Origin of the sequence: Ewingella americana ATCC 33852, from assembly GCF_000735345.1 — a bacterium.
GTDB lineage: Bacteria > Pseudomonadota > Gammaproteobacteria > Enterobacterales > Enterobacteriaceae > Ewingella > Ewingella americana.
On the sequence record NZ_JMPJ01000064.1, the window covers coordinates 130,558 to 146,973 of the forward strand.

The window sequence follows — 16,416 nt, forward strand, 5'->3', positions numbered from 1 at the left end:
TTTTTATCACCCGTTGGTGAAGCTTAGAAGACGTGCGGTCTTTTGATTAGCCCGACTGCGGGCGTTCATCGCCTGCGCAGTGGGCATGATACTCATAAATAATGATGGCGCAATATTTGCGGAGAGCAACCATATTGCCTAGGGATATCTCCCGATTTAACGCGGCTTACACACGTAAACCAGCGCGGGCGGGAAATTTTTCACTACGCGGATCTTCTGCCAGGTGAAGTACCGAGAGAGCATTTTTTCGGATAAATGACTGTATTGAAACTGAACCATCACGCCGTTGTTGGCTTTAAGGCGCTGCTGGGCCTGTTGCAATATCTTCATGCTGATGCGCGTTGGCATAGACAATAGCGGCAGGCAGGAGAAGATGGCGTCGAAATCGCCTTCCAAAAACTCCGCCGAATGAGCCATCACCTGCAAGCGCGGATCGTCAATCAGGTTAAGTTTGTGTACAAAGCTGGGTTGGATCTCAAACGCCTGAAGATGAGCATCGGCCCGCATGTTGCTCAGGATGCGTTTGGTCAACACGCCGTCGGCCGAGCCAAGCTCAGCAATCTTCAAAGACTTCGCCCAGTCAATTTGGCTAAGCATCGAGCGACACAGCCAAGGCGAGGACGGCATGAGTGTCCCCATCGTTCGTGGCGAAGAGATAAAATTCTGTAGATAAAAAAATTGATTTTGCAGCGATACCCGGGTGTTTCTGATAGTCAGTTTTGTCGCATTTAACATGTTTTATAACCCCTGGGAAAGTAGACCTCTATCAGAAAGAAAAATTCTTAAGAAATAATTAATTCCTGCATTTAGTTTTCAAATCCGGCGGGGTTTATAAAGCGGAATAAGAACATTCTCTTTTAAGTAGACCTTTGGCTTATTCCTTTTGATTACTTTGTAAGAAAGATTAATAAAATAAACAGTAAGAAATACAAAATAAAAAAGCCGGCTACTTGTGTAGTCGGCCTTTTTGAAGCTGTTTACTGTTAGAAATTACCGGATGGCCCGGCACCTTCTTATGAGTAATGCTTAGCGGTAAAGCTCTACGCTTGCGCGTTCAAGGCTTGAGTCGCCTGGGGTGCTAACACCGATGACGCGGTAGTGGCTCGCGCCTTTATCGGCAGCTTCGGCATTCAGTTGATCTTTAATACTGCCCGGTGCCCCGCTCATTTGGTTGATAGAAACCACACCCAATGATTGGTAATTACCGCTGTCAGCCTGAGCTGAGGTTATTTGAGTCGCTGCCAGAGCAGAGAAAGAAGCGGTAGTGATGATGGCTGCTGCAATAATAGGTAAGATTTTCATGATGCACACCTTTGCTGTTTGCTGTTCTAAATTCGGTTAATTAATTTTGCGGATGATTTCCGTTGAATTAATTATCCGCCAGCCAATGCAAGATGACGTAATGCGCCGTAAAGATGGTTAATCTTTGTGACGAAAATGAGGAGAGAGTGAAAGCAAAAATTTCAGTGTCAGGAAGGTGCAGCTAATTAAGGATTTTTGATGGAGTTTGATGACGGATATTTACAACCCGAGAAGCAGATTCGCACAAATCGACGCCCGATGGCAATCACTGTTATGATTCTTTTTACTTATTTGAGAAGGGAGTTCGTATATGGCTGGAACCAGCCTTCTGGCATTGATCGATGACATTGCTTCAATCCTTGACGACGTTGCCGCGATGAGCAAAGTGGCCGCCAAGAAAACCGCCAGCGTGTTGGGCGATGACTTGGCACTTAACGCTCAGCAAGTCAGCGGCGTTAAAGCTGACCGGGAGCTACCCATTGTCTGGTCAGTTGCAAAAGGTTCATTGATTAATAAGGCAATTTTAGTGCCACTGGCGCTGTTAATCAGTGCATTTGCCTCATGGGCTATTACGCCATTGTTGATGATTGGCGGTGCATACCTTTGTTATGAAGGTTTCGAAAAGGTGGCGCACAAGCTGTTGCACGGCAAAGAAGATAAGCACCAAAAAGCGGATACCTCGCGCGAGGTTAAATCCGAGGCTGATATTGCCAAGGTAGAAAAAGAGAAGATTAAAGGTGCCGTGCGCACTGACTTTATCCTCTCAGCCGAAATTATTGTCATTTCGCTGGGAACGGTGGCTGCCGCGCCGTTTATGAGTCAGGTGACCGTGATGGTGCTGATTGCTATCGCCATGACGCTGGGCGTTTACGGCTTGGTTGGACTGATTGTGAAAATCGATGACGCCGGTTTGTATCTCAGCAAGCTGCGCGGTGAAAGCAGCCTGATGAAAGGCGTGCGCGCGTTCGGCGGCATGGTGGTTAACGCCGCGCCGCTGCTGATGAAAACCCTGTCCGTAGTCGGCACCATCGCCATGTTCTTGGTCGGTGGCAGCATCATCAGCCACGGGTTGCCCTTCATGCACAGTCTGGTTGAAGTGCTCAATCACGGGCATCAGGGCTTTGTCAGTACGCTAATCACTGGCGCGACTGATTTGGCTGTCGGCCTGATTGTCGGTGCCGCCGTGCTGGGCGTCGTCGCCCTCGGCCAGAAGATCTTTAAGAAAGGCTAAGATTTTTAAGAAAGGTTAAGAAGAGGGGCCGCGGTGTATCTCGCGGCCCCTCTTCTTTATATAGCTTACAGACACTTGCCTAACCGCTAGCTTTTCTTCGCAATGATAAAGGCCAAATCCACGGTAAAGGTGCCGTCCTCTTGGATCTCAAAGTGTTGAATCACTTCGTCTGACATCGCCTTCTGCAACTCACGAATCGCCACCACGAAGTGCTCTGGGGTGCGCATTCTCTCGACCCAGCTTTTAAACTCTAACTGCGAGCGCCCAGAGGTTAACTCTTGGACTAACAAACCGGCTTCGCTAAACAGCGTCAGCCACTCACCCGGCGCATAGTTGTGAACGTGCGAGGTGTCGCGCAGTTTTTCAATGGTCTGCAAAAAGATGTCTTTAACCGGCTGGCCGGTCGAAGCCAGATCCATCATGATCATGATACCGCCCGGCTTCAACACGCGGCGCACTTCGCGCAGTGCCTGACCGACGTCGTGCCAATGGTGGGCAGAGTAACGGCTGATAATAATGTCGGCGCTGCCGTCGGCAAACGGCAGAGACTCCGCCACGCCACGCTCAACGCTGATATTGGCTAAGCCTTTGTCCTTCGCCGCCTGACTGACCACTTCCAACATTTGCGCTGACAGATCATAGGCAACCACTTCTTTCACCGCCTTCGCCGCAACGAAGCTGGCATGCCCTGCTCCACAGCCTAAGTCGATAACTCGGGCGTCCGGGTGTGATTGCAGCAGCTGGCCTAAACGTTGTAAATCAGCACCTTGAGAGTGGACAATGCTGGTTAAGTAATCCTGCGCCTGTGAGCCGAACTGCTTATCGACCGTCTGACTGTGACTGTTTTTGCTTTCCATTGTGTGCTCCTGCCTGCCGTTATTGTTGTTTTGTCGGTTTTCTGGACTTGACCAAAATGGCCGTAGAAACACTATAGGTATTGTTTTATACGGGTACAATATGAGCATTTATACTAGTATTAATAACACCCTGTCTGAGGGTTTACTCTGAGTAGCGACGGCGATGAATAACAACGATCCTCTGAATGGCCCGAAGGCATTAGGCGCATTTTTACGCGCACAGCGCGAGCGTACTTCGCCGCAGGATGTCGGGCTGCCCAGCTCGACGCGCCGCCGGACCAGCGGTTTGCGCCGCGAAGAGCTGGCGCAAATCAGCGGCATCAGCACCACTTGGTACACGTGGATCGAGCAAGGCCGGGATGTGTCGATTTCTGCCGCGACGCTTGATCGACTAGCGCAGGCGCTGCGGCTGGAGATCGCCGCGCGCGAATATCTCTTTAGCCTCGCCGAGGTGAAAGATCCGCAGGCCAAAATCACGGATAACACCCCGGATGCGCCTATTCGTGAATCGGTACATCAGCTCAACTGCCCCGGATATTTATTGGATAGCGCATGGAACGTGCTGAGCTGGAACCCGCAGGCCGAGCAGCTTTTCGCTGGCTGGTTGGGGGTCGATCCGCAACCGAACCTGCTGCGCTTTATGTTTCTCAATCCACTGGCCTGCACGCTGGTAGTCAACTGGTCGCAGCGCGCCAAGCGCGTGGTGGCCGAATTTCGCGCCGAAAGCGCCCACTACGCCCATTCGGATGATATTCGCCAAGGGGTTATGGCCCTGCGCGAGGAGAGCGACATTTTCGACAAGTGGTGGACCCAGCAGGACGTGCTGGGCCGCGAAGGCGGTGAACGCCGCTTCCAGCATCCGACTCAGGGCGAAGTGGTTTATCGCCAGCAGACCTTCTTTCCAGCGGGCCATGCCGAATTTAAGCTGGTGATGCTTATCGAACAGCACTAAGCCCAATTGACGGTTTATCAGAGATATGTGAGGCTGAATTGGTCTAAACGATCCCCTTTATTAACGCCCTGACAGGAGTCATCAATGCAAATTCGCCAAATTTATCAGGATGACAATATTGAGATCCGCGTTGCCACTGAACTTGAAGCTCAGCTTCATTTCGACGCTATCAGCGATTCTGTTAAAGAAATTGGTGCGTGGGAAGGTTGGTGCACCGAGCATTACGCACTCAAAGATAGCCGCAAATACTTGGTCGAATGCGCAGAAAAACAGCTTCGCGGCGTGGAGTATAACTTCTGCATCTTTGAACGCGACAGTGGGAAGATAGTCGGCGCGGTGAGTGTGAATCGCATCAATACTGATTACAAATTTGGCAATGTTGGCTACTGGATCCGCAGCGGCTTTACTGGTAAATCTTTGGCAACTATCGCCGCCAAAGCCGCGGCACATTTCGCATTTAATGAGTTAGGGCTTACCCGCGTGGAGATCGTCGCCATGGAGGGGAACTTGCGTAGCCGCCGAGTGGCTGAAAAGCTTGGCGCAGTCTCTGAAGGCTTACATCGCAACCGCCTTTACTTCCACGGCCAGCCGCGAAACGCTTGGATGTATTCATTAATACCCAGCGATCTGGTCGACTGATTAACCTCAAAAATTTAAAAACCTCCCTGCGAATAACTAGGATAAGGCATCAAAATGAGTTCTTCTGCACATACTGTTTCAACCGAATGGCTGGCGAAAAACCTCAATGCGCCGGACGTGGTGATCATCGACTGTAGTAAATCGAAACCGGGCATCACGCCGCCGATTGATTTCCACGGCAAGTATCTTGAATCGCATATTCCGGGGGCGATTTATGTCGAAGTCGACAGCATTTCTGATTGCACTACCGGCCTGCCGCACATGATGCCGACCGCGGAAGAATTTGCCGCGTCGATGAGCCGTTTAGGCGTCGCCGACACCCAAACCATCATCCTTTATGACGAAGGTGACCTGTTCTCCGCCCCTCGCGTTTGGTGGATGTTAACCAGCTTCGGCGCGAAAACCGTTCGCGTGCTAGATGGTGGTTTTAACGCGTGGAAAGCCGAAGGCCGCCCAACCCAAAGTGGCGAAATTGCTCGCGTACCGAGCACCTTTAACGCCAAACTGATTCGCCCGGTAGTGGTTAACTCTCAGCAAGTTCTGGACTCGCTGGGCAAGGTGCAAATCATCGACGCGCGCTCACTGGGCCGCTTCAAAGCGGAACAGCCGGAACCTCGTCCGGGCCTGCACGGCGGCCATATCCCCGGCAGCCTGAGCGTGCCGTTCACCGAACTGACGCAAAACGGCCATTTGAAGTCGCCACAAGAGTTGAAAGCCACCTTCGAACGTCTGGGCGTTGACCTGAATAAACCGGTTATCACCAGCTGCGGCTCTGGCGTAACCGCCGCGGCGTTGGCGTTTGGGCTGGACTCACTCGGCGTGAAAGAGGTGATGCTTTACGACGGCTCGTGGGCCGAATGGGGCAGTATCGACGAAGATTACCCCATCGAAACTCACTAAACCGTGGTTTTGGTTGCAATAAAAAACCGGACTCTGAGGTCCGGTTTTTTATATTTGGAGAGGCTTAGAACTGGCTCACGCCTAGCTGCAAGGCGGCATCTTTCATCTGATGAATCACCTGATACTCCTCGCGCGGCAGTACGGTAAAACCATTGATAAGCAGCTTTTCGCACAGCGCCTGATTATCAGGGTCGGCAATGGTTTGAGCCACCGCCTGCCGCAAAGTTGTCAGTAATTCTGGCGAAGTCGCTGCGGAAGTGATCAACGGCAAGCCCGGTGCCGGTGCGGTTTCGCCAATAATGCTCAAGCCTTCAACCTCTTGCGGAACATAGCGGCGCAACAGATCTAGCGTCACGCAATCTATGGCTGCGATGTCGGCAAGCCCCTGTTGGACGGCGGCGAGAGAGTAGCGGTGACCGCCGGTTTCCAGCTTGTCGCCAAAGAACTTTCCATTCTCAGCCAGTGGCGCAATCAAAGCACGCAGACTGTTGAATCCCGACTGAGAATCCGTGCTGTTGAAAGCCACAGTGCGGCCGCGAAAATCAGCCAAAGTGGCATGGCTATCTTCAGCGCGGACCACCAAGAAACTGCGATAATAAGGTCCATTGCAGCCCGGCGCGCTGTAGTTGAAAGTGCCGACCAGTTGGACCTGCGGCAAGAATTCAACCAATGGAAAACCACAGGTTTGGCTGAGTAGCAAATCAACTTGCTGCCAGTGCCCGAGAAGCGGCTGCGGCCACTCGAGTGTTGGGGGAAGCGAGTCCAAACCGGACGCCGCTAACTTGTTGCGAAGCGCCTGCCAAAATTGCTCGACGTCGTTGAGCTCTACGCCGTACATCGGCAATGAAACCAGCATGCGATACTCCTAAATTCAATATTCCTGACGGGCCTGTTGCTGATAATCATAGCCGCTGAACACCTTAGGCGCATCCGGCTGACCCGGTGCCAGAGGGTGAATTTCAACATGAACCGGCTTCACCGCGTGCTCATTTAGCCACTGAGAATAGCCTTCCACCAAAAAGCCTTCGCTGCGCTGAATGTAGGCTTCTCTTTCAGCCAGATACACCTTACGCAAGGCATACCAAGGCAGGCCGGGTAAGTCATGATGCACCAGATGGTAATTGAGATTGAGGAACAACAAACGCCAGCCGAAACCCGCCTCATTCAGCGTGGAACGGGCCTCTGGTGCTTCATGGGCGCGATGCTCAAAGAAGGAGCGCAGCTTGGTCAGACTCAGCGCTGGGTAACTGACGGCAATGACGAAATAAACTGGCGACAAGCCGCGAAGACTCATCCAGTACAACAGAACCGCCAGCATGGCGATATGGATCACCCACATGGCGATAGTTTTTATCTCGCCTTTAAACAGAGCAAACAGCGCGCCGGAAAGCGTGGCGTAAATATCCAGCAGCGGGCCGACAATCATTCTTCCCGGCAAGGTATTGCGCAGCTTAATCACGGCAACAAACCACGCGGGGAATCTCTCCCAGCGCGCGCGGGTAAAATAGTAACCTTCAGGATCGTCTTCCGGCAGAGTCAGGTGATCGTTGCGATGGTGATGCAAATGGGAGTCGCGGTACAAACCGTACGGATACCAGACTGCCAATGGCAAGCTGCCAAACAGCTGGTTCAGCCAGGCTTTGCGAGTCGGATGGCCGTGGATCAACTCATGCTGTAACGACATATACCAAGTAGTAAACAGCACCAGCAAAGGTGTTGCTACCCACGCACCCAGCGTTTGCCAGAAATAAACCACGGCGAACCACCCGCTGTAGACCGTCACCATCAGTATCCACGTCGGCATTTCCAACCGCCACCACCACGCCTGTGAAAGCTGATGAATATCGGCTCGTTGACGAGCATGTAGATAGTGAGAAGTCGAAGACATAACGGCGCGCCTGAAGTGAAGATGTGGCAATTATCAGGTAGCGGAAAAGGTTAGTTAAGCGACTAATAACGCTTTGATTAGCAAATAAATTGCTAAAGCTGAATAGTAAATAAACACTTGTGGGATAGGTTGAGGTTGATACACTTCGCGCGGGTGCTCAGGATCTTTCCGTTCTGAGCAGCAGTCAAACCGATGTTGTAAGGTTCAGAAAGAGAAAAGCCCCGAATTGAGTAAATCAACCCGAGGCCACTCTTATGCCAGACAACATAAAGGTAGCCTCTTACCCGCCGAAAGGCAAGGAAGCGGAGACCGAGATGCTACAAAAACTGTTCTTAATCAGTCTGATTGTTTTCTGCATAACGCTCATTGCGTTTACGGGGTTAACCCGTAATTCACTGTGTGAAATACGAATCAAACAAGGAGAGACGGAGGTTGCAGCCACTCTGGCTTACGAATCCAACGGGTAAGGCAACCCAAGGGCGGGGCGCAGTGCCCCGCCTCTTGGTTGTTGTGCATCGATCTCTGAGCACCCTTCTCGACTCTGCCAGCCAAATGGTGGGCAGACCGTCGAAATTAGCCTTGCAGATCCTTTTGCAACACCTGAGTAAAGGTGTCCATCGGGCAGAAGCCTTGCTTGTCGGTTTCACAGCCCTCAATTTGCAGGGTCACACGCTGCGGAGGGTTTTTCAGGCTCAGCGGCGTATTGTTGCGAATCTGCTTGGCAGTCGGATAAACGTACTCAATCTTCATCAGATCTTTGTCCGTTTTCTTGTCATGCCAGCGTTGGAACACCACGGCTCCGCTGATCGGCGTGCGCTCGTATTGGCCCGGCAAGGTGTAATCCTTGGTTTTCAGCGCTGCCAATAATGAAGCAATGTTGGAATCATGCCCTACCAGCAGAGCCAGCTTGGCTTTCTGCGCCGACTGCTGATCTTCTGACTTTGCTTGGTCTTTATTTAAAGCCCCAGCGATGAAAGTTAACAGCGGTTTGGCCGCATTGGCGGCAATTGCCGGTGAGCCAAATAGCGTTTCGTGGTACATGTTTTTGATGGTTTCCAACTGAGTCCACTGCTCTGAGGTTTTAATTTTCCCCCACGCCACGTCCTTCATTGGGAAACCTTCATAGTATTGCAACATAAAGGCATCGGCCGCGCCGGTTGCCATGCGCAGTGGCCCGGTGATCCCCGGCTCTTTGCCCTGAGTCAGCACAACGCTCGAAGGCTGAGAAGCCAAATCACACTGCTTATCTTGCTTACACACCTTGGAATTCTGGTAATCCATGATGTTTTGCAGCAGCTGGTAATTTGGTTTAAGGCGCTGATTCAAACCGTCAATTCCACCTTCACCCGCATGCTGATTCACCGAATTCAGCGCATCAGTTTTAAATTTGTCATTCACCTCGGCGGTGATGATTGGGTTGAATACTGGATCCATTTTGCCGATTTCAACCCGGTTGACCACGCTCAAGTCGCACCCCGGAAAAGCACCGCTGATAAAGTGTTTTGCGGTATCGATGGTGCGCGGCAGGCTGTTGGCATAGGAGAATACTTGCCCCGCCGTTGGGCATTGCGCTGCCGGGACCAGCTGCGTCTTAGCCAGCCACGCGCGGAAATAATGCCCCATATGCTCTTCGACCTGCCCACCTTTTGGCGTTAGCAGGCCACCTTCAGTTTGCCATTTAGGCCAAGTGTGAGTCGTGGATTCAGCCAGAACATCACCATAGTTGACCAAGGGAGCGCGAATACCATGACGGCTCATGATCAATACTTGCTGCAACTCCAATGACATATCGGCTGCAAAAGAGGGAGTGGACATCGGCAATAGGCAGGCTAATGCGGTTAGAGCTAATACGCGGTGAGATTTTTTCAATGGTTGATCCTCTGTGATTTCCTTGGCAATAGACATCCACCGTGGCCCAATCTTTTACTTAGATTGGTTCCAGCGGTGAATTTGCAGCATAGGGGAATACATCACAGCATAGAGGGATCAAGGTCACATCAATCAGTTAATGTGACACTTTTATTACAGCCTTGTTAGAACTGATAACGCAGCCAAGCAAAGAAGACGTTGCCGTTGTTGTAAGTCCCCGGAATATAGGTCGCTTGGAAGGTTAACTTATCGTACCCCACCGAAGCTAAAGGCAACACAATCGGTATGGGAATATAAGAGTAATCATCACGCGCCGTCACCGCAGCGGTATAACCCAAGCCTAAGCGGAAGTTTTTATCTTGCGCCGGTTGCCATATTTTCTCATACCCATAACCGCCTATCGGCTCCCATTTATTATGGGAATCTTTGAAGGCCATTAAATAGATGCCGTGCCAGTCGCCGTTCTCATCATAACGAGAAATACCATAACCCCCGCCCCAAGGGCGCTCGTTATATTTATCCGTTTTCTCTTTGTCATAAGTAAGACGGTTGTGCCAAGTAATAACCGGCAGATAGAGATCTTTGTTTGGCGAGTCATTCCAAGTGGTTGAGACGTCATTGGTCCATGAGTCCCACCAGCCCATAAAGCCAGGTCGTTCTGGTGATGTAGCCTGTGCTGCCGGCTCAGCGCCAGCAAAAACGGTCACAGGTAAAATGCAGGATAATATGACTATCCACGATGTAATTTTTTTTGAAATAACCATTTAACTTAATACTCCTTTTTCTAAAGAGCATATTAGCAACTGATGGTTAAATAGGGTTTAAACACCGACTTATCGTTTTGTAAGAAAATATTCCAGAAGTTAACAATCTAAAAACCAAGGAAAACATTAAGAAGAATCCTAAGATTTAATAAGAATAGATCCAGACATTCCTTATAGAAAACAGTAAAAATTAACTTATCAATTAAAGAATTATAGGCTGAAGAAACAGTAATTAATAAACCATGATTAATATTATGGATGAATTCTTATGCGCTAGTGCTCTGTTTTTACGCTAATACCTTTATGGATCACAAAAAAACCGGAGGCAGAAGCACTCCGGTTTTTCATTTCAGCTCAATGTCATCTCAGCTAAACATTAGCCCAGCTGTTTACGCGCATTGCGGAACATGCGCATCCACGGGCTATCCTCGCCCCACTCTTCTGGGTGCCAAGAGTTGCTCACAGTGCGGAACACGCGCTCAGGGTGCGGCATCATCACTGTCACGCGGCCCGACAAGTTAGTGACTGCGGTGATACCGTTTGGTGAACCGTTCGGGTTAGCCGGGTAGTTTTCGGTAACCTGACCGTTATTGTCCACGAAGCGCAGCGCGACCAGATTCGCATGCTCAAGCTGAGACAGATGCACAGCGTCGCGCACTTCAACATGGCCTTCACCGTGGGAAACGGCAATTGGCATACGTGAACCCGCCATGCCCTGCATGAACATGGATGGGCTAGCAGTCACCTCCACTAAGCTGAAACGAGCCTCGAAGCGATCTGACAGGTTACGCACGAAGCGCGGCCAGTGTTCAGCCCCCGGGATCAGCTCTTTCAGGTTCGACATCATCTGGCAGCCGTTACACACGCCGAGCGCCAAGGTCTGCGGACGATGGAAGAAGTCCTCGAACTCTTCACGCACGCGGTCATTAAACAGCACCGACTTCGCCCAGCCTTCGCCAGCGCCCAGCACGTCGCCGTAAGAGAAGCCGCCGCAGGCCACCAGCGCGTGGAACTCTTGCAGATCACGGCGTCCGCTGAGCAGATCGCTCATGTGGACGTCGATCGAGTCAAAACCAGCACGGTGGAACGCCGCCGCCATCTCAACCTGTGAGTTAACGCCCTGCTCGCGCAGCACCGCCACTTTCGGACGCGCGCCCTTAGCAATGTAAGGTGCTGCCACGTCTTCGTCTGGTGCGAAGCTAAGCTTCACGTTCAGGCCCGGATCGCGGTCATGCGTCTTGGCTTCATGCTCTTGGTCGGCGCACTCTGGGTTATCGCGCAGGCGTTGCATTTGCCACGTGGTTTCCGCCCACCAAGTACGCAGGGTGGTGCGGCTTTCGCTGTAAACCGGCTTGTCGCCCTGAGTGATAACGAAACGATCGCCCTGCTCGACGCTGCCCAGATAGTGAGAACAGTCGCCAAGGCCGAATTTCGCCAAAGTCGCTTCAACAGCCGCGCGGTCTTCAGCACGTACCTGTATCACGGCGCCAAGCTCTTCGTTGAACAGCGCTGCCAGCGCGTCTTTACCTAAAGCTGCGATATCAACATTCAGCCCGCAGTGGCCCGCGAAGGCCATCTCGGCCAGCGTCACCAGCAGGCCGCCGTCAGAACGGTCGTGGTAAGCCAGAAGTTTGCGCTCAGCGACCAGCGCCTGCATGGCGTTGAAGAAGCCGCCAAGCTGTTCAGCGCTGCGCACATCGGCAGGCTTGTCACCCAGTTGGCGATAAACCTGTGCCAGCGCGGTAGCGCCCAGTGCGTTATGCCCAAGGCCCAAATCGACCAGCAGCAGCGCAGTGTCGCCCTTATCAGTGCGCAATTGCGGAGTGACCGTGCTGCGCACGTCCTCGACGCGAGCAAACGCGGTGATAACCAGAGACAGTGGAGAAGTCATCTCGCGCTGCTCGTTGCCTTCCTGCCAGCGGGTTTTCATCGACATAGAGTCTTTGCCGACCGGGATAGTGATCCCCAGCGCCGGACACAGCTCTTCGCCGACGGCTTTAACCGCCGCGTACAGGCCAGCGTCTTCGCCCGGATGACCGGCTGCGGACATCCAGTTAGCAGAAAGCTTAACGCGTTTCAGATTGCCGATTTCGACTGCGGCAAGGTTGGTCAGCGCTTCGCCGACGGCCATGCGGCCTGAAGCTGCGAAGTCCAGCAGCGCGATTGGCGCACGCTCGCCTAGCGACATGGCTTCGCCGTGGTAGCTGTCGAGGCTGGCGGTAGTGACCGCGCAGTCAGCAACCGGGATCTGCCATGGGCCAACCATCTGGTCGCGAGCCACCATGCCGGTCACCGTACGGTCGCCGATGGTAATAAGGAAGGTTTTTTCCGCCACGGCCGGTAAATGCATCACGCGCTTGACGGCTTCTGCCAACTGAATGTTTTCCGCATCCAGGCTGTCACCCTTAGCTTTCAAGGTGGTGACATCGCGGGTCATTTTCGGCGTTTTGCCTAACAGCACGTCCAGCGGCATGTCGATTGGCTGATTGTCGAAGTGGCTGTCTTCCAGAGACAAGTGCATCTCTTCGGTCGCTTCACCAATCACCGCGTAAGGTGCACGCTCGCGCTTACAGATTGCGTCGAACTGCTCGAGCTGGGCCGGAGAGACGGCCAGCACGTAGCGCTCTTGGGATTCGTTACACCAGACTTCCAGCGGGCTCATGCCCGGCTCGTCATTCAGAATATCGCGCAGTTGGAAGCGGCCACCGCGATTGCCGTCGCTTACCAGCTCAGGCATGGCGTTAGATAAACCACCCGCGCCGACGTCGTGGATGAACAGAATCGGGTTAGCTTCGCCCAGCTGCCAGCAGCGGTCGATCACTTCCTGACAGCGGCGTTCCATCTCGGGGTTGTCACGCTGCACGGAAGCAAAATCAAGATCCGCGTCAGACTGGCCAGAAGCCATAGAAGAGGCCGCGCCGCCGCCCAGACCGATATTCATCGCCGGGCCGCCCAGCACAATCAGCTTGGCGCCGACGGTGATTTCGCCTTTTTGCACGTGGTCAGCACGGATGTTGCCGATGCCGCCCGCCAGCATAATGGGCTTATGGTAACCGCGCAGCTCAGGGCCGTTGTGGCTGTTAACGTTCTCTTCATAAGTACGGAAGTAGCCCAGCAGCGCCGGACGACCAAACTCGTTGTTGAAGGCCGCGCCGCCCAGTGGGCCATCGGTCATGATATCCAGTGCGGTAACGATGCGATCTGGCTTGCCGAAGTTCTCTTCCCACGGCTGTTCAAAGCCCGGAATACGCAAGTTAGACACCGAGAAGCCAACCAGACCGGCTTTTGGTTTCGCACCGCGACCCGTTGCGCCTTCGTCGCGGATCTCGCCGCCGGAGCCGGTTGCCGCGCCCGGCCAAGGAGAGATAGCCGTTGGGTGGTTGTGGGTTTCCACCTTCATCAGGATATGCGCCTGTTCCTGATGGAAATCATACAGGCCGTCTTTGTCGTTGGCGTAGAAGCGCCCTACTTGCGAACCTTCCATCACGGCGGCGTTGTCTTTATAAGCCGACAGCACGTGATCTGGCGTGTGTTCGAAAGTGTTTTTAATCATTTTGAACAGCGACTTAGGCTGTTCTTGACCGTCGATCACCCAGTCTGCGTTGAAGATCTTGTGGCGGCAGTGCTCGGAGTTAGCCTGCGCAAACATGTACAGCTCGATGTCAGTCGGGTTGCGCCCCAACGACGCGAAAGCGTTCATCAGATAGTCAATTTCGTCCTGCGCCAGCGCCAAACCCAGTTTGGTGTTTGCCGCTTCTAAGGCAGAACGGCCTTCGCCAAGGATATCCACGGACTGCACCGGAGCAGGCTGATGCTGAGCGAACAACGCTTCGGCATCTTCAAAACGGTCAAACAGGGTTTCCATCATACGGTCATGCAGCAGAGCACCCAGTTGACGCCACTGGGCATCAGTCAGGCTCGGCGCTTGCACGTAGAACGCCAGACCGCGCTCAAGGCGCAGTACTTGAGACAAACCGCAGTTGTGCGCAATGTCGGTGGCTTTCGAAGACCAAGGAGAAATCGTGCCCGGACGCGGCGTGACCAGCATCAGGCGGCCAGCAGGAGCATGTTCAGCGAGAGAAGGACCGTACTTGAGGAGGCGTTGTAATTTGGTTTGTTCGTCCGAATTCAGCGGTGCGCTGACGTCAGCAAAGTGTACATATTCGGCGTAGATATCACTGACTGGGAGATGGGCATCCTGACAGCGGGACAATAACTTATTAATACGAAAAGCCGACAAAGCGGGCGAACCACGCAGTATTTCCATAATCACAGATCTCTCGTCTTCGAAGCAACTGACCGTAGTGCTTCATTGGGCGCAACAGGGGGAAAACGCGGGCTATTATAAAGAAAGCCGAAGCGTGACGAAACCGTTTGCGTAGGGAATATTGATATATTCGCTAACACACATCTTAAGCATGGGTATTGTGAATAAAGTTGCAGGCTGTCGCTTTGTTGAGCAAAATGCGTCGGCACTGGGAATATAACCATAGTAAGTAGAGAGCATAAGCTCACAAAAATAATAGCGCCGCAGAGAGATAACTATTTGACGCGCATAAAATTAAATTACTTTCTAGTGGGTATCGCAGCGTTGCTACTGGCGTTGGCTTTATGGCCGACGGTGCCATGGCATCGTGGCGAAGGTGACCAACTAGAACAGATAAAGTCTCGTGGAGAGCTGCGCGTTACGACGCTAAATTCCCCGCAGACTTTTTTTAACAGCCCAGACGGAAACCTCGGATTCGACTACGAACTGGCAAAACGCTTTGCTGACTATCTTGGGGTGACACTTGTCATGTCGCCGCACAATAACGTCAACACCATGTTCAATGATCTGGACAGCAATCGGGCCGACCTGATTGCCTCCGGGCTTATCTACAATGTCGAGCGTCTGAATGCTTATCGCACCGGGCCTGAATACTATTCGGTATCACAACAGTTGTTGTATCGCCAGGGTTCCGCACGCCCAAAAACTTTCGCTGACGTGAAAGGCTCGTTGACCGTTTCCTCAGGCACCGCCCACGTCACCACCCTGCAAAACGCACAGAAAAAGTTCCCGGACCTGACTTGGACCGAGACTGACAAGCTGTCGCCGCGCGATCTGCTGCAACAGGTGGCCGACGGCAAACTCGATTACACCATGGGCGACTCGGTTACCGTGGCGCTGATGCAGCGCGTCTACCCGCGCCTTGCCGTGGCTTTTAACGCCACCGCCGATGAGCCAGTGACGTGGTATTTCAGTAAGAAAACCGATGACGACAGCCTGTACGCCGCCATGCTGGATTTCTTCAGCCAAATCTCGGAAGACGGCACGCTGGAGAAGTTGGAAGAGAAGTATCTCGGCCACGTTGGGGAGTTTGACTATGTCGATACCCGCACCTTCCTCAAAGCCATAGACACCACCCTGCCCGCGCTGCAGCCGCTGTTTGAGAAATACGCCGGTAACATTGACTGGCGACTGCTGGCGGCCATCTCTTACCAAGAGTCGCATTGGGATCCGCAGGCCAAATCGCCGACCGGGGTTCGCGGTATGATGATGCTGACCCGCGCCACGGCCTCGGGGCTGGACGTCGATGACCGAACCGACGCCGAACAGAGCATTCAGGGCGGCGCACTCTATCTGTCACGCCTGATGGACAAGATGCCCACCAGCATCCCGCAGGATGAACGGATTTGGTTTGCGCTGGCGGCCTACAACATGGGATATGGGCATATGCTTGACGCCCGCAAGCTGACGGCGGATCAGAAAGGTAATCCGGATAGCTGGCTGGACGTTAAACAGCGCTTGCCGATGCTCAACCAGAAGCGATATTTCTCCCGCACCACCTACGGCTATGCGCGGGGTACCCAAGCTTATAATTATGTTGAGAATATCCGCCGTTACGAGATAAGTCTGGTGGGATATTTGATGGAGAAAGAGAAAAAACAGGCGCAGCAGGCGGCGTTGCAGGCTCAACTGGGTGCCGGTTACCCGGCGGTTGAAGCTACAGAGGTGCTGGCCGCCGCGCCCTGAG

General features: G+C 52.9%; 14 protein-coding genes. 6 read left to right on the top strand and 8 right to left on the bottom strand.

Annotated features, from left to right (window positions below; genetic code table 11):
* Nucleotides 1-156: 156 nt before the first annotated feature.
* Both GEAM_RS13935 and GEAM_RS13940 read right to left on the bottom strand, forming a co-directional pair.
* Nucleotides 157-735 carry a class I SAM-dependent methyltransferase gene (locus GEAM_RS13935; RefSeq protein WP_034792492.1) on the bottom strand — a complete coding sequence of 193 codons (579 nt, stop codon included), beginning with the start codon at nucleotides 733-735 and terminating at the stop codon, nucleotides 157-159.
* A 291-nt stretch (nucleotides 736-1,026) separates the two neighbouring features.
* Entirely contained in the window at nucleotides 1,027-1,302 is a 276-nt protein-coding gene (locus GEAM_RS13940; protein ID WP_034792493.1) for a YdgH/BhsA/McbA family protein, read from the bottom strand.
* A 310-nt stretch (nucleotides 1,303-1,612) separates the two neighbouring features.
* Here GEAM_RS13940 and GEAM_RS13945 point away from each other — a divergent pair, with 310 nt between their 5' ends.
* Complete coding sequence (locus tag GEAM_RS13945; RefSeq protein ID WP_034792495.1) at nucleotides 1,613-2,533, top strand: DUF808 domain-containing protein; 921 nt, start codon at nucleotides 1,613-1,615, stop codon at nucleotides 2,531-2,533.
* An 86-nt stretch (nucleotides 2,534-2,619) separates the two neighbouring features.
* Here the strand turns inward: GEAM_RS13945 and GEAM_RS13950 are convergent, their stop codons facing one another.
* Nucleotides 2,620-3,390 (bottom strand): class I SAM-dependent methyltransferase, encoded by a 771-nt coding sequence (locus tag GEAM_RS13950; RefSeq protein ID WP_034792497.1) that lies wholly within the window; start codon nucleotides 3,388-3,390, stop codon nucleotides 2,620-2,622.
* Between the two features lie 163 nt (nucleotides 3,391-3,553).
* Between GEAM_RS13950 and GEAM_RS13955 the strand changes: the two genes are divergently transcribed.
* The 3 genes from GEAM_RS13955 (at nucleotide 3,554) to sseA (ending at nucleotide 5,881) form a co-directional block, all read left to right on the top strand.
* Entirely contained in the window at nucleotides 3,554-4,342 is a 789-nt protein-coding gene (locus tag GEAM_RS13955; protein ID WP_034792499.1) for a helix-turn-helix transcriptional regulator, read from the top strand.
* A gap of 84 nt (nucleotides 4,343-4,426) precedes the next feature.
* The gene (locus tag GEAM_RS13960) at nucleotides 4,427-4,981 is read left to right on the top strand and encodes a GNAT family N-acetyltransferase (RefSeq protein ID WP_034792501.1); all 555 of its coding nucleotides are present in this window, start codon (nucleotides 4,427-4,429) and stop codon (nucleotides 4,979-4,981) included.
* Nucleotides 4,982-5,035: 54 nt separating this feature from the next.
* Complete coding sequence (gene sseA / locus GEAM_RS13965) at nucleotides 5,036-5,881, top strand: 3-mercaptopyruvate sulfurtransferase (protein ID WP_034792503.1); 846 nt, start codon at nucleotides 5,036-5,038, stop codon at nucleotides 5,879-5,881.
* A gap of 64 nt (nucleotides 5,882-5,945) precedes the next feature.
* Here the strand turns inward: sseA and GEAM_RS13970 are convergent, their stop codons facing one another.
* Both GEAM_RS13970 and GEAM_RS13975 read right to left on the bottom strand, forming a co-directional pair.
* Nucleotides 5,946-6,737 (bottom strand): phosphate/phosphite/phosphonate ABC transporter substrate-binding protein, encoded by a 792-nt coding sequence (locus GEAM_RS13970; RefSeq protein WP_244956664.1) that lies wholly within the window; start codon nucleotides 6,735-6,737, stop codon nucleotides 5,946-5,948.
* Nucleotides 6,738-6,752: 15 nt separating this feature from the next.
* A complete protein-coding gene (locus tag GEAM_RS13975) occupies nucleotides 6,753-7,769 on the bottom strand; it encodes a fatty acid desaturase (protein WP_034792505.1) in 1,017 nt (338 codons plus the stop codon).
* A 314-nt stretch (nucleotides 7,770-8,083) separates the two neighbouring features.
* Here GEAM_RS13975 and GEAM_RS13980 point away from each other — a divergent pair, with 314 nt between their 5' ends.
* Nucleotides 8,084-8,236 carry a Hok/Gef family protein gene (locus tag GEAM_RS13980; RefSeq protein WP_210435888.1) on the top strand — a complete coding sequence of 51 codons (153 nt, stop codon included), beginning with the start codon at nucleotides 8,084-8,086 and terminating at the stop codon, nucleotides 8,234-8,236.
* A gap of 106 nt (nucleotides 8,237-8,342) precedes the next feature.
* Here GEAM_RS13980 and agp read toward each other — a convergent pair whose 3' ends face one another.
* From agp to purL, 3 genes are all read right to left on the bottom strand, one after another.
* Complete coding sequence (agp, locus tag GEAM_RS13985; protein WP_034792726.1) at nucleotides 8,343-9,638, bottom strand: bifunctional glucose-1-phosphatase/inositol phosphatase; 1,296 nt, start codon at nucleotides 9,636-9,638, stop codon at nucleotides 8,343-8,345.
* Between the two features lie 164 nt (nucleotides 9,639-9,802).
* Complete coding sequence (pagP, locus tag GEAM_RS13990; RefSeq protein ID WP_034792509.1) at nucleotides 9,803-10,402, bottom strand: lipid IV(A) palmitoyltransferase PagP; 600 nt, start codon at nucleotides 10,400-10,402, stop codon at nucleotides 9,803-9,805.
* Between the two features lie 376 nt (nucleotides 10,403-10,778).
* On the bottom strand, nucleotides 10,779-14,672 hold the full coding sequence (gene purL / locus GEAM_RS13995; protein ID WP_172468502.1) for a phosphoribosylformylglycinamidine synthase: 3,894 nt from the start codon (nucleotides 14,670-14,672) through the stop codon (nucleotides 10,779-10,781).
* Between the two features lie 276 nt (nucleotides 14,673-14,948).
* Here purL and mltF point away from each other — a divergent pair, with 276 nt between their 5' ends.
* The gene (gene mltF, locus GEAM_RS14000; RefSeq protein WP_034792513.1) at nucleotides 14,949-16,415 is read left to right on the top strand and encodes a membrane-bound lytic murein transglycosylase MltF; all 1,467 of its coding nucleotides are present in this window, start codon (nucleotides 14,949-14,951) and stop codon (nucleotides 16,413-16,415) included.
* Nucleotide 16,416 lies beyond the last annotated feature (1 nt).

Excerpts from the sequence above, each read along its gene's own strand:
- GEAM_RS13935 (WP_034792492.1), bottom strand. The coding sequence starts at position 735 with ATGTTAAATGCGACAAAACTGACTATCAGAAACACCCGGGTATCGCTG.
- GEAM_RS13940 (WP_034792493.1), bottom strand. The coding sequence starts at position 1,302 with ATGAAAATCTTACCTATTATTGCAGCAGCCATCATCACTACCGCTTCT.
- GEAM_RS13945 (WP_034792495.1), top strand. The coding sequence starts at position 1,613 with ATGGCTGGAACCAGCCTTCTGGCATTGATCGATGACATTGCTTCAATC.
- GEAM_RS13950 (WP_034792497.1), bottom strand. The coding sequence starts at position 3,390 with ATGGAAAGCAAAAACAGTCACAGTCAGACGGTCGATAAGCAGTTCGGC.
- GEAM_RS13955 (WP_034792499.1), top strand. The coding sequence starts at position 3,554 with ATGAATAACAACGATCCTCTGAATGGCCCGAAGGCATTAGGCGCATTT.
- GEAM_RS13960 (WP_034792501.1), top strand. The coding sequence starts at position 4,427 with ATGCAAATTCGCCAAATTTATCAGGATGACAATATTGAGATCCGCGTT.
- sseA (WP_034792503.1), top strand. The coding sequence starts at position 5,036 with ATGAGTTCTTCTGCACATACTGTTTCAACCGAATGGCTGGCGAAAAAC.
- GEAM_RS13970 (WP_244956664.1), bottom strand. The coding sequence starts at position 6,737 with ATGCTGGTTTCATTGCCGATGTACGGCGTAGAGCTCAACGACGTCGAG.
- GEAM_RS13975 (WP_034792505.1), bottom strand. The coding sequence starts at position 7,769 with ATGTCTTCGACTTCTCACTATCTACATGCTCGTCAACGAGCCGATATT.
- GEAM_RS13980 (WP_210435888.1), top strand. The coding sequence starts at position 8,084 with ATGCTACAAAAACTGTTCTTAATCAGTCTGATTGTTTTCTGCATAACG.
- pagP (WP_034792509.1), bottom strand. The coding sequence starts at position 10,402 with ATGGTTATTTCAAAAAAAATTACATCGTGGATAGTCATATTATCCTGC.